Origin of the sequence: Pseudomonas sp. GZJR-8, assembly GCF_002916705.1 — a bacterium.
Lineage (GTDB): Bacteria > Pseudomonadota > Gammaproteobacteria > Pseudomonadales > Pseudomonadaceae > Aquipseudomonas > Aquipseudomonas synxantha_A.
Map to the genome: position 1 here is coordinate 1 of NZ_JXSI01000011.1, position 15,395 is coordinate 15,395.

The following is a 15,395-nucleotide window of genomic DNA, read 5'->3' on the forward strand; positions in this document are numbered from 1 at the left end:
GAGGCATACAGCGCCTTGACGTGATCCCTGGAGACATTGGGGTAAAAGGTGATTTGGTATTGCTGGTCGCGGGTACAGTCGTTGACTTCGAGAATGCCGCTGGGGCCGATGGTCCGATGAAGCGGCGCGCCGACTGGGCTGCCATCCCGAGCCAGGGCTTGCAGTGCCACCTGGGTGTTGCCGATGGGTACAAACCGGGTACTTTCAAACAGATGCACCAGGGTCAACCCACCCTGGGCTTTGCATTGAGCGACGGTACGGCTGGGTTTATCGGAAGAAGCCGGCGCGACCAGTGCGACGTCTTCCCCAACCTTGAACACCTGCTCCACGGCAAGTGCCGAACCACCCAACAGGCTGTCGGCCCATGCGTCGAACGTGTTCAGGCAGGTACGAAAATCCGCTAGAACGCGAGTGACATCCGGCGCCTTGGGATCCATGGGGGCCAACACAAAGCCAGCGATCACCGGAATCAAGAGCCAGCCCTGTCAACCAGGGCTCTAACGAAAACAACCATCTGCAATCCCTCGCACTGTTCAATCAGGCGAGGGACTTTGCAGAGGTTTTCAGGGCAGGGGAGTAGAGCTTATCCGGCGCTTGCGTGGGAAGTTTCAGCAACCTTGTCGCGCAGCACCAGGCTGCACAGCGCCGGCAGGAACAACAGCGTCAACACCGTGCCCACCAACACGCCGCCAATCAGCACATAGGCCAGCGACGACCAGAACACTGACAGCGTCAGCGGAATAAACGCCAGCGCCGCTGCCAGTGCGGTGAGGATTACCGGGCGCGCACGGCGCACTGTGGCTTCGATGATGGCCTCGCGAATCGCCATGCCGTGATCCTGGTTCTGGCGGATCTGGTCGGTAAAGATCAGTGTGTTGCGCATCAGGATGCCGCCGATGCCGATCAGCCCGAGAATCGCGTTGAAGCCGAATGGCTGGTTGAACAACAACAAGGTCGGCACTGCACCGATCAGGCCCAGAGGCGCGGTAGCGAACACCATGAACATCACGCCGAACGAGCGCACCTGGAACATGATCACCGTGAGGGTCAGCAGGATCATGATCGGGAACAGCGCCGCCAGGGCCACGTTGGCCTTGGCGCTTTCCTCTACCGGGCCGCCGATGTCGATTTTGTAACCACTGGGCAGCTTGGCGATCAGCGGTTGCAGGTCTTTGTACACGGCCATTTCCACATCGGGCGGTTGCACGCCGTCGATGATGTCGGCGCGCACTTCCACGGTGGTGGCGCGGTCACGGCGCTTGAGGATCGGTTCTTCCATCACCGCCTTGAAATGTCCGACCTGGGCCAGCGGCACCGACGTACCGGCGCTGTTGGTCAGCGTCATGTTATTGAGGTTGGCAAGGTCTTCGCGTTGGCTGCCCTGGGCGCGGGCCACCACTGAGACGGTGCGGTTGCCTTCGCGGACTTCGGTGATCGGGTTGCCGCTGAGCAGGGCGTTCAACTGGGACTTGACCTCGTCGGGGGTAAAACCCAGCAAGCGCAGGCGGTCCTGGTCCAGCACCAGGCGATAAGCGCTGGCACGCTCGCCCCATTCGAGGAATGTGTCCCTGGTCAGCTTGTTGCCGGCCACGACCTGGCGAACGTCTTCAGACAGCCCACGCAGCACATTCAGGTCTGGCCCGGAGACGCGAAACACCACCGGGAACGGCACCGGCGGGCCGAAGACGAGCTGTGTGACCCGCACCCGCGCCGATGGAAATTCACCTGCCGCAATGCGCTCGCGCATACGCAGTTTCAGCGCATCGCGGGCGTGGGAGTCGGGGGTTTGCACGATCAGCTTGGCGAACGCCGGGTCGGGCATTTCAGGGTTCAACGACAGGAAAAACCGCGGTGCACCGCCGCCCACATACGTGTCCACCATGCTGGTCTGCGGCTCTTGCAACAGGGCTTTCTCCACCTGCGCTGCCACCGCTTCGGTGCTTTTAAATGCGCTGCCGGGTGGCATATACACTTCAAGAATCAGCTCCGAGCGGTCGGAGTCGGGGAAGAACTGTTTCTTCACCACCGCCATACCCAGGCCGCACAGCACGAACGCGGCCACCACCAGCCCGGTTACCAGCCAGCGCCCGCGCACGCAGGCCTCCACCAGGCTGCGCAGTTTCTGGTAGTAGCGCCCGGCATAAATCGCATCATGCCCGCCGGGGACTGGCTTGATGTGCGGCAACAACTTCACGCCCAGGTAAGGCGTAAACACCACGGCCACCAGCCAGGATGAAATCAGCGCGAAACCTACGATCCAGAAAATATTCCCGGCGTATTCGCCCGCCCCGGAGCGCGCAAACCCAACCGGGAGAAAACCGATGATGGTGACCAGGGTCCCGGTCAGCATCGGCGCCGCCGTGGAACTCCAGGCGTAGGTGGCCGCGTGGATCCGATCAAAGCCTTCTTCGAGTTTGACCACCATCATCTCGATGGCAATGATCGCGTCGTCCACCAACAAACCCAGGGAAATGATCAGTGCGCCGAGGGTCACACGGTCGAATTCACGGCCGGTGACCAGCATGATCACGAACACGATCGAGAGCGTCAGCGGCACGGCTGCCGCCACTACCAGCCCCACGCGAAAGCCCAGGGCCAGCAGGCTGATCAGCATCACCACGGCCAGGGCAACGAAGAATTTGAGCATGAACTCGTTGACCGCCAGGCTGATGTTTTTCGCCTGGTCGGAGACTTTGGCGAAGTTCACGCCCAAGGGCAGGTCGGCCTGGATCCTGGCTTCCTGGGCCAGCAGGCTCTTGTCCAGTTCCAGGCCGTTCCAGTGTTTTTCCATGATCACACCCAGCATCAGCGCGGGGTCGCCCTGGTGACGGATGCGGTAGCTGGGCGGGTCTTCATATCCGCGGCTCACGGTGGCGACATCAGCGATGCGCAGCACGCGGCCATTGACTTGCAGCGGCACGTTTTCGATCAGCGCGAGGCTGTCGAAGGCGCCGTCGATGCGTATGTAGGCGCGGGCGCCGGCGGTTTCGACGAAGCCTGCGGGCGCCACGGCGTTTTGCGCGGCGAGGGCGGCGAAGATTTGCTCGGGCTTGATGCCCAGAGTTGCCAGGCGCTCATAGGAAAACTCCACAAACACGCGCTGGGCCTGTTCACCAAGGATATTGACCTTCTTTACCCCCGGCAGGTTGAGCAAACCCTGGCGCAGCTCCTCGGCCATTTGTACTTGTTGGCGGTGGGGCAGGTGTTCTGCCTCCAGGGCATACAAGGCGAAATACACATCGGAATATTCATCGTTGAAAAACGGCCCGATCACGCCCTTGGGCAGTTGCGCGGCTTCGTCGCTGAGCTTTTTGCGTGTCTGGTAGAACAGCGCCTGGATCTCGCTCGGGCGTGTGGATTCGAGGAAGGTCATGCGCATCGACACGAAACCCGGCTGGGCGATGGTCTCGACGCGGTCGTAGTAGTCCAGTTCCTGCAGGCGTTTTTCCAGGCGGTCGGCCACTTGCTCCTGCATCTCCTGGGCGGTGGCGCCGGGCCAGGCGGCGGTGATGGTCATGACCTTGACGGTGAACGAAGGGTCTTCGGCGCGGCCCAGCTTGCCGAACGCGAAGACCCCGGCGACGAGGATCGCAATCAGCAAAAACAGGGTGACAGCGCGGTGTTTGACGGCCAGTTCGGAGAGGTTGATCCCGCGCATACTCATTGATCCTGCTTACGGTTGAGGGCCAGCGCTTGGGAGGGCAGCAAGCGCACCGTATCGCCGCTGTGCAACAGGTGAGCGCCGAGGGCGACGATGGTTTGGCCGGGTGTTACGCCGCTGTCGAGCAAGGCGTCCTCCTGGCCGAGGCTGGCGACCTTCACCGGGGCGAAGCTGAGTTTGAAATCGTCGCCAATCACCCATACGCCCGTGCCTTGCCCTGCATCCTGCAAGGCGCCAATGGGTACGCGGGTTTGCAGGGGCTGGCCGTTGCCTTGCAAGCGCACGGTGATGGTGGAACCGAGGGCGAAACGTTCGACCGCACCCTGCAGCACATAACGTGCGCGGTAGGTGCGGGTCACGGGGTCGGCGCTGGCGGACAGTTCGCGCAGAGTGGCGGTCACGGCCTGGTCCGCTGCGCCAAAAGGAAGCGCCAGGGCTTTTTGCGTAGCCAGGTCACGCTGGTTCTCCGGCAGATTGACGATGGCTTCGCGGGCGCCGTCATGGGCCAGGCGCGCCACGATTTGCCCTTCGGCTACCACCTGGCCGCGATCGGCCAGCACGTCGGTGATGATGCCGTCGCCATCGGCCTTGAGTACTGAATAAGTGCGACGGTTTTCGATCTGGCTGGCATCCGATTGCGCCGCGGCCAGTTCGGCCTGGGCGACGCGCAGGTTAGTGGCCGACTGATCGAAGATCTGCCGCGACACCGCGCCGGTACTGGCCAGGCGCTGGTAACGGTTTTCGTCATCGCGGCGCTGGCGCAGTTGGGCCTGGGCGGCGTTGACGCGGTTTTTTGCCGAGCGCAGCGCCAGTTCGAAGTCGCCAATGTCCAGCACCAACAGGGTGTCGCCACGGGAGACGTGCTGGCCGGGGTCGACCTTGCGTTCGATCACCTTGCCGCTGACCCGAAAGCCCAGGTCGCTTACCGTGCGCGCGGCCACTACACCGGTATAGGCGCTTTGCTGGGTGCCGGCTGCTTCGACCTTGGCGGCGAGTACCGGGCGCGGCACTGGCACCTGGGCGGTATCGGCCTTGCTGTTGCAGCCATTGAGGAACATCAACAGGGCCAGGGGCATGAGAAAACGCAGGGGGAGAGGGGGCATGGCGAACTCCGGAAACCATTGTGCAAAAAATTACGGTCGTAATTTTTTGCTTATATTATGGTTGAAATATAAATTAATCCAGCCCCCCGATAATCCCAGTCAGCTATGTGCAGATCTCCTGTGGGCTTGTTCGCGAAAGCGCAGTGCCAGTCACTGATGAGTCAACCGAACCACCACTATCGCAGCATAGGCATCTACACAACTTTGTAGCTGCCGCACGCCCCGTAACCACGATGCGAAGCGAGCCGCTCTTGATCTTGATCTGCTCTTGATCTCAGGCGCCCCGTTAAACCACGCTGGCCGGAATTCGACTGGGATTTGGGGGGTAAACCGGCAGGGATGCCGGTTTAGCCGCCCCGCGCCATGGATGGCACGTGGCGGCGGCCCCCCAAATCCCTGTCGGATTACGGGCACACCGAGCCCAGGAGCCGCCGTAAGGGCGGAACCCTAAGTGGCCGTTACCGCAGGAATGGATATGCACCCGGTATAACTGCGTCGCCTGTCAGGCCGCCTTCGCGAGCAAGTCGAATCGTCGCACCGCCCCTCCCACAGTTGGATCGCGGGGTGTCAGGTAGTTAGGTGTCGGCTGGCAAGCCACCATCGCAGGCAAGCCCGCCTACAGGCTAAAGAATTGTTCTATATGTAGAACGATCAGGGCCAGTTTTGCCATCTAGTGCTCAGAGGTGAGGCGAATTAAGCTGTACTCACTTTGGAGGTACATCATGAAAAAGCTAATTGGTATCTACACCAGCCCCCGCGCCCACTGGGTCGGCGATGGTTTCCCGGTACGCACGCTGTTTTCCTACGACACCATGGGCAAGCACATCAGCCCATTCCTGTTGCTGGATCACGCAGGCCCGGCTGAATTCACCCCGACTGAACAGCGTCGCGGCGTCGGCCAACACCCGCATCGCGGTTTTGAAACCGTGACCATCGTCTACGACGGCGAAGTCGAGCACCGCGATTCCACCGGTGCCGGCGGCAAAATCGGCCCGGGCGATGTGCAATGGATGACTGCAGCCAAGGGCATTCTCCACGAGGAATTTCACTCCCAAGCTTTCGCTCGTAGCGGCGGGGCGCTGGAAATGGTGCAACTGTGGGTCAACCTGCCGGCCAAGGACAAAATGGCGGATGCCGGTTACCAGACCATCGTGGATGGCGATATCCCGGTGCTGCCATTGGCTAACGACGCGGGGCAATTGCGCCTGATCGCCGGTGAGTTCGCCGGTACTCAGGGCCCGGCCCGCACCTTTACGCCGATTGACGTGTGGGACTTGCGCCTCAACGCCGGTAAGGCGGTCACGCTGGACCTGCACGCCGGGCGCAACACGGCCTTGGTGATCCTCAGCGGCACTGTGTTGGTCAACGGCAAAGAAGTCGCGCGCCAAGGGCAACTGGCGTTGTTCGAGCGTGACGGTGATCAGATCACCCTGGAGTCCAATGACGACGCCAAGGTGCTGCTGCTCAGCGGTGAACCCATCGACGAGCCCATCGTCGGCCACGGTCCGTTCGTGATGAACACAGAGCAGGAGATTCACCAGGCGTTCGCCGACTTCCAATCGGGCAAGTTCGGGCAGATGCACGCCTGACGGTTCACCGCAAAAAACCTGTAGGAGCGAGCTTGCTCGCGAAGAACTTCAACATACTGCGTTCAATCAGACAGAACGCGTTATCGTTGTGGTTTTTCGCGAGCAAGCTCGCTCCTACATTTTGTTCCCAGGGTTCTTATTTCATGCGATCTTCTCGGCATTCGCCCTGGAGTCGCCTGGATGCCCTCATTTATCGCTGATCACCCGATGTTGTGCGCCGTGGCGTTGATCCTTATCGACATTGCCGTGTGGCGCCTTATTTCCCCCAGCCTGGCCAACTGGAAACTGGCGGCGCGGCTGGTGATCTTTGCGGTATTCAGTGCCGTGTTGTTCAACGACGGCATGAACCCCATGCAAGCGGCGCCCTATGCCGACGACACCACCTTGCACCTCGCCGCCACGGCGTTGCAGATCGGCTGGTGGCTGTTCGCGGCGCGCACCCTTACGGTGTTGCTCGGCGCGGTGATGATGCAGCGGGTCGGCCATACCGGGCGTTTATTGCAGGACCTGCTGGGCGCGGTGATTTTCCTGATCGCGATCATCGCCGCCATGGCCTATGTGCTCGACCTGCCGGTCAAAGGCGTACTGGCCACCTCCGGCGCCGTGGCGATCATCGTCGGCCTGGCGCTGCAAAGCACCTTGAGCGATGTGTTTTCCGGGATCGTCCTCAATACCACCAAGCCTTACCAGATCGATGACTGGATCTCAATCGACGGTACTGAAGGCCGCGTCACCGACATCGACTGGCGCGCCACGCGCCTGCAAACGTCCCAGGGCAGCCTGGCGGTGATCCCCAATTCCCTGGCGGCCAAAGCCAAGATCATCAACTTTTCGCGCCCGGCAGACATGTTCGGCCTGGCGGTCAGCCTGCAAGTCAGCCCCCATGCGCGCCCGCAAACCGTGATCGAGGCCCTGGAGCGTGCCATGCAGGGCTGCCGGCCGCTGCTGGCCAAGCCCGCCCCAAGCGTGGCGTTCAAGGCCTCCACCAGCGGCGGCGTGGAATATGAAATCAGTGGGTTTGTGCCGGCCATGGGCCTCAAGCGTGAAACACGCAACCAGCTTTACGACCTGGCCTATCGGCATTTGCAGGCGGCAGGTGTGGGGCTGTTGTCCTCCACCGAAGGCAGCACGCCGCCATCCGTGTCCGGCGCCCGCGCTCTGCTTGAGCGCTCATCGATCTTCTCCACCTTGCGTCAGGAAGAAAAAGACACCTTCAGCCAGAACATGACCCTGCACACCTACCGCGCCGGTGAGATGATCCTGGCGGCGGGAGAGCTCAGCGATCACCTGTTCATCATCGAGTCTGGCGTGGTCTCGGTGCTGTTGATCAAGGACGGGCACAAGTTCGAGGCCGGGCGCATGGGGCCGGGGGAGGTGATCGGTGAGTCCGGCATCCTTTCCGACCAGGCGGCACTGGCGGATTTTTCGGCCAAGACCTACTGCACGCTGTACCGCATCGAAAATGAATACCTCAAGCCGTGCCTGGACGCTCGGCATGATATCGGCGAAGCCATGAAAGCGCTGCTGGATTTCCGTCGCCATGCCGCCCAGGCCCTGACCGAAGACGTACCCGTGGTGCCGGTCAAGAAGGGCTTCATCCAGTGGCTGAGGAAGCGTGGCCTGTAGATTGGTCACCTGTTCTTCGCCCGGATTGGCTATTTCTCCAGAACGCTGCGCTGATTACTCTGCGCACCTGTCCCAACGTTCTGGAGTCTCATCATGCAAACCCGTACCGATTTCTACACCGCTTCCCCAGACGCGATGAAAGCCATGCTCGCCCTGGAAGCGGCGGTAGGCAAACTCTCCATCGAATTGCCACTGCTGGAACTGGTGCGCCTGCGCGTCTCGCAAATCAACGGCTGCGCGTTCTGCCTCGACATGCACACCGCCGATGCGCGCAAAGGCGGCGAGACCGAGCGGCGTCTGTACACCCTGTCGGCCTGGCGCGAAACGCCATTTTTCACCCCTCGTGAACGCGCCGCCCTGGCCTGGGCCGAAAGCCTGACCCTGCTCAGCCATACCCACGCCCCGGATGAAGACTTCAACGCCCTGGCCGCCGAATTCAGCCCACAGGAGCAAGTCGACCTGAGCGTGGCCATCGCCACCATCAACAGCTGGAATCGCCTGGCGGTGGGGTTTCGCAAGATGCCCAAGTAAGGCATCAGTTGGCTTTGAAATAACCACGCGGGGTGCTGCCGGTCATGCCTTTGAAAAAGGCGATCAACGCACTGTCGCTGGCAAAGCCCAGTTCAAAGGCGCAATAGCCCAGGCTGCGTCCGGTGGCGAGCAGTTCGATCACCCGCATCAGTCGCCACTGTTGGCGCCACTGCTGATACCCCAGGCCGGTCTCCCTGAGAAAAATCCGGCCAATGGTCTTGGTGCTGGCGCCAATGTGCTGCTCCAGTTCCTGCAATGTCGGTGGCAAGCGGTCGAGTTGGGCCAGCAAGGGTGCCAGGCGCTTGTCTTGCGGCAACGGCAGGAGCAGGGGCTGCTCGACCGCGTGGCGGATTTCGTCCAGGCACAGCCCAAGCAAGTGGGCATAGCGGCCGGTGTGCCAATCGGTCTCGAAGGGTGCCATAGCCATCGGTTCCAGTACGGCCCGCAGCAAGGTACTCACTTGGATCACTCGCACCTGCGCGGGTAACTGCCCGGCCAGGGCCGCGCTCACGTACACCGACCGGTAATCGACCGCGTGCTGCATCACCGCGCGATGGGGCAGGCCGCAAGGTATCCAGGCAGCGCGGGTGGGCGGCAGCAGGCACAGCTGGGTGTCCAGCGTGATGCGCGTGCAACCTTGCTGGGTGAACAGCAACTGCCCGCGCTGGTGGCGATGCATGCCGGAGTCGTGATTGCCCAGCACCGCAGCGATGCCGATCACGGGAGCGGCAAACGCGTCGGGATTGAAAGACGCAGTCGCTTCAAGCCAAGCCATGGTTTGTCCGATTTCATGGATAAAATGTCGAAGTCTGGATAATACCCCAGTTGGCGCGCCCTAGAATTCGTCCATTGTTTTTATGGATGGACCTGGTGATGAAGTCTGGAAATTTGCTGATGCTGACGATGGCCTTGCTGATGTTCCCGCAATTGGCCCAGACCCTGTACAGCCCGGCCCTGGGCGATATCGGCCGGGTGTTCGCGGTCGAGCCTGAGCGGGCGGGGCAGACACTGTCGGTGTACTTCCTGGCCTTCGCTTTTGGTGTAGTGGTATGGGGGCGCTTGAGCGATCGTTGGGGGCGGCGGCCCGTGATGCTGATCGGGCTTGGGGTTTATGCAGGCGCCTCGGCGCTGGCCTTGAATGTGACCACATTCAGCGGTTTGTTGCTGGCCCAGGCGTGTGCTGCTTTCGGTGCGGCGGTGGGGTCGGTGGTCACGCAGACCGTGTTGCGTGACCGGTTCCACGGCGCTGGACTGGCCCAGGTGTTTTCGCTGATGGGCATTGCGCTGGCGGCCAGCCCCGCCATCGGGTTATTCAGCGGTGCGAGCCTGGTGGAGTGCTTCGGCTATCGCGGCGTGCTTGGCACGTTGCTGCTGCTCGCATTGGGGTTGTGGGCCTGGTGCCTGTGGGCCCTGCCGGAAACACGCCCGGCATCGTTGCCCACGGCCGCCCTTGGCCAGACACTCGGATTGATGCTCAAGGATGCCGGAATCTGGCGCTCGGTCGGATTGGTGGCAGCCTTCAATATTGCGCTGTTCAGCTATTACAGCGTGGGGCCGTTTATCTTCGCGCACCTGGGGCGCTCCACTGCCGAGTTCGGCTACAGCGGCGTGCTGCTGGCGTTGGGGTCCGGCCTGGGGGCGTGGCTGAACAAAACCTTGCTCAAGCGTGGTATGGACAGCGATCAATTGGTGTTTGTCGCTGCTGCAGTGGCGGTGGTGGGGAGCCTGCTGGTACTGGCCCTGCAACACAGCTGGTTATTGGTATGGCCGATGTTGCTGGTGGTGCTGGCATTCGGCATGGCGATACCCAATGTGCTCGGCGGCGCGTTAGTCGACTACCGCGATCGCCTCGGCACTGCCGCCGCCTTGTTTGGCTTGCTGTATTACCTGGTGATTGGTGGCGGGCTGACCCTGGTGGCATGGACCCAGGACCTTGGCTGGAGCCTGTTGGTATGCAGCTTGGCGGCGTTGTGGCTGGCAACGCCGCGGGTCTTCAGAAGTTGACCGATGCACTCAAGCGCGCCGTCAGCGGTGCGCCCTGGAACAGGTAGTCATCGCCCATGTATTCGCCTGCGTCGCGCCAGTAGCGCTTGTCGAACAGGTTGTCGACGCTCAGGCGAAACACCGTCTCGTACCCATCGACCTTGGTGGTGTAACGGCTGCCGACATTGACCACCGCGTAATCACCCACCTGTACATTACCGGTGCGATTGGCGTATTTCTTGGCGCTGTATTGCACGCCGCCCAGTACCGCCAGGCCATTGACCCACGGCAAGGCATAGTCGGCGTACAGGCTGGCGCGCAGCTTGGGCACGTTGATCGCCTGGTGGCCTTCATAGTCCGGCGTGCCGCTGCCGCTGACCCGCGCTCGAATCGCTGCCACGCTGGTTGCGATTTGCAGGCGGTCGGTGGCCCAGCCGTTGGCGGACAATTCCAGGCCGGTGTTCTTCTGCTGGCCTTGCTGCAGGTAGGTGAAACCTTCACCTTCGGGCTTGGCGTATTGGTAAGCCTGGCGCGTCTGGAACACGGCAGCGGCAAAACTGATGCGGCGCCAGTCGTATTTAACCCCGGCTTCGATCTGGCGCGAGACGGTGGGGGCGAGGGTTTCATCCTGGTTTTTTGCGAACCACGGCGCCGTGCCGCCCAGTGACAGTCCCTTGCTGTAGCTGGTGTACAGCGAAACGTTGTCCACTGGTTTGTAGATCAGCGAGGCCTGGGGCAGGAACACGTATTGTTGGGTGTGGCGTGTCTGGTTGCCGGTGACGCCGTCAAAGGCTTTTTCATCCAGGCGTACTTCACGGCCACCGAGGATGGTTTGCCATTGTTCGTTGAAGCGAATACGGTCAGTGACAAACAGGCCGTATTGGCGGCTGTCGAGGTTGCGGTGGCTGTCGTTCAGCGGTTTGTCGGTAGGGGGAAAACTCGGAACTCGTTCGTTGATATTGGCGGTGCCGATAAATTCGTTGACCGACTTGCGTTTGTCGATCACCCGGCGAAAGGCGCTAGTGCCAAACGTCAGTTCGTGGCCTAGGCCGCCGGTGTCGAACAGGCCGGTCATGGCTGCCTGGATTTCGTCGTCGCGGCGAGTGTCGTCAGGGCTGCGGTAATCGTAGACGTCGTAATTGCCTTCGGGGCTGAAGTAGTTAGGTACGCTGGTTGAACTGCAACTGGCCGACCCGTAGCAGCCCCACGCAAACGAGCTGTAATCGTCAATCACCACCTTGCTGCGCGCCGCGCTGACACTGCCTTTCCATTGATCGCTGAAACGGTATTCAAACTTGCCGTTGAGGTTCAGCGAATCAATCCCCACCTGCTTGCCGCCGGTCTGGTGCCCCAGCAGCTTTTTCGGCGAGGCGTCATGGGGCACTTCCGTACCCCCCAACAGTTGATACCCCGGTACCGAACGTTGTTGCTTGTTCTGGTACTCGGCATCCAGTTGCAGCACGGCGTCGGGGCTGATGTTCCAGTCAAAGGCCAGGGACAGGAAATCGCGCTGGCCATTGGCGTGTTCCACATAGGAATTGAGGTCTTCATGGGCGACGTTGGCACGCAGGCCGAACTGCTGCTCGCTGCCAAACCAGCCGCCGACATCGGTGGCGATATAACCGCTGCCGCGATCATCGGTAGACACCGTTACCGAGCGCACATCCTCCGGCCGCTTGGTCACGTAGTTGATCACGCCACTGGGCTCGGAAATGCCGCTCTGCAAACCGGCCAGGCCCTTGAGCACTTCCACCTGCTGCTTGTTTTCCAGGGCGACGTTCTGCTCGCCTGTGATGGTGCGCCCGTTGATCTTGTAGCTGCTGGCCGCATTCAGCGAGAAGCCGCGCACCACGAAGTTTTCGTAATAGCCGATGGGCGCGTAACTGTCGCCCACCGAGGCATCGTTGCGCAGCACTTCACTGAGCAAGCGTGCCTGCTGGTCCTTGATCAAGGCTGCGTTGATCACCGTGATCGAGGCCGGAGTGTCGAGCAATGGTGCTTCATTGAAACCGCCCACCGAAGCGGTTTCATTGCGGTAACCGGACTCATCCAGGCCCTGGACCTTCACCGCCGGCAATTGGATCTCGGCGGCCAGGCTGCTGCCGATGCCGCCACTGAGCAGCAGGCCGAGGGCAAAACGTGAAGTGACGACGGGTCGAAAACGCAGAACCATGGGCAGGGCCTTAAACGCAGGGCGGGGGGGCGCATAAGCTAGGCATAACGGCCAGGTTTTACAAGCGTTCGGTACTCGCGCACACCGAGCCTGGGCGAGGTGCCGAGTGGAGGGGCAAGAACATTTGATTACTTTGCCGCTTTTGCAAGGTGACCCGCCGGTGGGCGGAACCGATAGTGGCCGTTACAGCACAATGGATATGTACTCGGTCTGGTTAAAGGTGGGAGGGGGCTTGCCCCCGATGGCGGTGGGCCAGCCCCAGATGTATTGGCTGACACTCCCTCATCGGGGGCAAGCCCCCTCCCACCTTTTTGAATGCGTTTCAACGTGAGCGCTTGAGGGTTTCGCTGGGCAGTTCCTTGAATAGTGCTCGATAGCTATTGGAAAACCGCCCCAAATGCCAGAACGACCAATTCATCGCCACCTCGGCCACGGTGGTATCCGCGCCACTCAATAGCTCCCGCCGCGCCCCATTCAACCGACGCAACCGCAACCACTGCGCCGGACTCATCCCGGTGTAGGTCTTGAACCCTTGTTGCAATTGGCGTAACGGCACACCCGCAATCTGCGCCAGCTCCAACAGGTTGGCAGTTTCATCCGGTGCATCCGCCGCCCATTCACCGATACGCGCCATCAACCGGCGTTCTTCATTGCGTTTTTGCAAGGAGCTGCCGTCCAGGCACACGCAGGCGTTGTCGAGGATAAACAGGCAATCGTCGAGCAACTGCTGGGTCAGGGCATCACGGCTGATGGGGTCGGTCAGTGCCGACAGGCGCGTAAGGGTACCGCTGAGCCAGCGAGTGAACAGCGCGTTTTGCTGACAGGCCAGTGGCGCCATGAACAACCCTTCCAGTCTGGCCATGTCCAGCCCATGGCGCTGCACGAACTGCGGGCCGAACACCACCGCCACTTCGCGGTAGTTCTGCGGGGTGATCCAGGTATTGCGGCTTTCGCCGTTAAGCAGGTACAGCGCGTTGTCGCTGCCATCGAAGCAGAACGACAGCGAGCCTGGCGGCGCGTTGAAGTGCTGTTCCACGCGGGTGTTCATACATTCTTCGTACACCTGCACGCCTTGCAGGTCGAGGTAGCGCACGCGCCCGGCGAAATGTCCGGGGGACATTTGCTGGTAATGCTGCACCCAACCGGGTGTCGCACTGCATTGGGCGGTCACATCGCCGGTAGCGAAGGCCTGTACGCGCAAAGCGGTTGCCTGTGTCATGGGGGATCCGTGCGCACTCTATTGGTGCGTTGTACTGCGTGCAAAGTGGATAGATGCCGTTTCAAGGCCGGCCCAAGATAGACCTCAATGTGTCGACTGTACAAGCCGGCGCCGCATCCCACCCAAGACGAGGTCCTTATGAATGCCCCCTTCGATCAGCTCTCCACCTGGCTGAAAGAACACAAGATTACCGAAGTCGAATGCGTGATCAGTGACTTGACTGGCATTGCGCGCGGCAAAATTGCACCCACCAACAAGTTCCTGCATGAGCGAGGCATGCGCCTGCCGGAAAGTGTGCTGCTGCAAACGGTAACCGGGGACTTTGTCGACGACGACATCTACTACGACCTGCTGGACCCGGCTGATATCGACATGATCTGCCGTCCGGTGGCCAACGCCACCTACGTGGTGCCCTGGGCCATCGAGCCCACCGCCATCGTGATCCACGACACCTTCGACAAACAGGGCAACCCGATTGAACTGTCGCCGCGCAATGTGCTGAAAAAAGTCCTGCAGCTGTACACCGACCAGGGCTGGCAGCCGATTGTCGCGCCGGAAATGGAGTTCTACCTGACCCAGCGCTGCGAAGACCCGGACCTGCCGTTGAAAACCCCCATCGGTCGTTCGGGGCGTGCCGAAACCGGGCGCCAGTCATTTTCCATCGATGCCGCCAACGAATTCGACCCGCTGTTCGAAGACGTCTACGACTGGTGCGAAGCCCAGGGCCTGGACCTCGACACACTGATCCACGAAGACGGCCCGGCGCAGATGGAGATCAACTTCCGTCACGGCGACGCCCTGGACCTGGCCGATCAGATCACTGTGTTCAAGCGCACCCTGCGCGAGGCCGCGCTCAAGCACAACGTGGCCGCCACGTTCATGGCCAAGCCGGTGGCCGACGAACCCGGCAGCGCCATGCACCTGCACCAGAGCGTGGTGGAAATTGCCACCGGAAAACCGGTGTTCGTCGATGCCGACGGCAACATGAGCCCGTTATTCCTGCATCACATCGGCGGCCTGCAGAAGTACATCCCCAAGCTGCTGCCGATGTTTGCACCCAACGTGAACTCGTTCAGGCGCTTTTTGCCGGACACCTCGGCGCCGGTCAACGTCGAATGGGGTGAAGAAAACCGCACCGTCGGCCTGCGCGTGCCGACTTCCAGCCCCGAGGCGATGCGCGTGGAAAACCGCTTGCCGGGTGCCGATGCCAATCCCTACCTGGCGATCGCCGCCAGCTTGTTGTGTGGCTACCTGGGCATGATCGAGCAGATCGAGCCCAGTGCGCCGGTGGAAGGCCGTGCCTATGAGCGCCGCAACCTGCGCCTGCCGTTCACCCTCGAGGATGCCCTGGCACGCATGGAAGACTGCGACACGGTCAAGCAATACCTGGGCGAAAAATTCGTGCGCGGCTACGTCGCGGTCAAGCGCGCCGAGCATGAGAATTTCAAGCGGGTGATCAGTTCCTGGGAACGTGAGTTCCTGCTGTTGAGCGTCTAAAACAACGATAAAA

Annotated in this window: 10 protein-coding genes and 1 pseudogene; 5 read left to right on the top strand and 6 right to left on the bottom strand. The window is 61.3% G+C overall.

Going from position 1 to position 15,395, the window contains the following annotated elements; genetic code table 11:
- The 3 genes and pseudogenes from TK42_RS20070 to TK42_RS20080 all read right to left on the bottom strand — a co-directional run.
- Window positions 1-473: pseudogene (locus TK42_RS20070) on the bottom strand (type IV secretion protein Rhs); the annotation flags it as partial.
- Window positions 474-583: 110 nt separating this feature from the next.
- Window positions 584-3,658: an efflux RND transporter permease subunit gene (locus TK42_RS20075; RefSeq protein WP_103734943.1), complete on the bottom strand. Its 3,075-nt coding sequence runs from the start codon at window positions 3,656-3,658 to the stop codon at window positions 584-586.
- Between the two features lie 2 nt (window positions 3,659-3,660).
- Window positions 3,661-4,764, bottom strand: a complete 1,104-nt coding sequence (locus TK42_RS20080; RefSeq protein WP_103734944.1) for an efflux RND transporter periplasmic adaptor subunit — start codon at window positions 4,762-4,764, stop codon at window positions 3,661-3,663.
- A 722-nt stretch (window positions 4,765-5,486) separates the two neighbouring features.
- Here TK42_RS20080 and TK42_RS20090 point away from each other — a divergent pair.
- The 3 genes from TK42_RS20090 to TK42_RS20100 all read left to right on the top strand — a co-directional run bounded on the left by TK42_RS20090 (window position 5,487) and on the right by TK42_RS20100 (window position 8,510).
- Complete coding sequence (locus TK42_RS20090; RefSeq protein ID WP_032880753.1) at window positions 5,487-6,353, top strand: pirin family protein; 867 nt, start codon at window positions 5,487-5,489, stop codon at window positions 6,351-6,353.
- A gap of 180 nt (window positions 6,354-6,533) precedes the next feature.
- The gene (locus TK42_RS20095; protein ID WP_103734945.1) at window positions 6,534-7,979 is read left to right on the top strand and encodes a mechanosensitive ion channel family protein; all 1,446 of its coding nucleotides are present in this window, start codon (window positions 6,534-6,536) and stop codon (window positions 7,977-7,979) included.
- 93 nt (window positions 7,980-8,072) lie between these two features.
- Complete coding sequence (locus TK42_RS20100; protein WP_005788953.1) at window positions 8,073-8,510, top strand: carboxymuconolactone decarboxylase family protein; 438 nt, start codon at window positions 8,073-8,075, stop codon at window positions 8,508-8,510.
- Between the two features lie 4 nt (window positions 8,511-8,514).
- Here the strand turns inward: TK42_RS20100 and TK42_RS20105 are convergent, their stop codons facing one another.
- The gene (locus tag TK42_RS20105) at window positions 8,515-9,285 is read right to left on the bottom strand and encodes a helix-turn-helix transcriptional regulator (RefSeq protein ID WP_032880755.1); all 771 of its coding nucleotides are present in this window, start codon (window positions 9,283-9,285) and stop codon (window positions 8,515-8,517) included.
- A gap of 98 nt (window positions 9,286-9,383) precedes the next feature.
- Between TK42_RS20105 and TK42_RS20110 the strand changes: the two genes are divergently transcribed.
- The gene (locus tag TK42_RS20110; protein WP_078821281.1) at window positions 9,384-10,514 is read left to right on the top strand and encodes an MFS transporter; all 1,131 of its coding nucleotides are present in this window, start codon (window positions 9,384-9,386) and stop codon (window positions 10,512-10,514) included.
- Here the strand turns inward: TK42_RS20110 and TK42_RS20115 are convergent.
- Both TK42_RS20115 and TK42_RS20120 read right to left on the bottom strand, forming a co-directional pair.
- The gene (locus TK42_RS20115) at window positions 10,504-12,666 is read right to left on the bottom strand and encodes a TonB-dependent siderophore receptor (protein ID WP_103734946.1); all 2,163 of its coding nucleotides are present in this window, start codon (window positions 12,664-12,666) and stop codon (window positions 10,504-10,506) included. The two genes, TK42_RS20110 and TK42_RS20115, sit on opposite strands and share 11 nt — an antisense overlap.
- Window positions 12,667-12,988: 322 nt before the next feature.
- Window positions 12,989-13,885, bottom strand: a complete 897-nt coding sequence (locus tag TK42_RS20120; protein ID WP_078821166.1) for a helix-turn-helix domain-containing protein — start codon at window positions 13,883-13,885, stop codon at window positions 12,989-12,991.
- 138 nt (window positions 13,886-14,023) lie between these two features.
- Between TK42_RS20120 and TK42_RS20125 the strand changes: the two genes are divergently transcribed.
- Window positions 14,024-15,382, top strand: a complete 1,359-nt coding sequence (locus tag TK42_RS20125; RefSeq protein WP_005788943.1) for a glutamine synthetase family protein — start codon at window positions 14,024-14,026, stop codon at window positions 15,380-15,382.
- Window positions 15,383-15,395 lie beyond the last annotated feature (13 nt).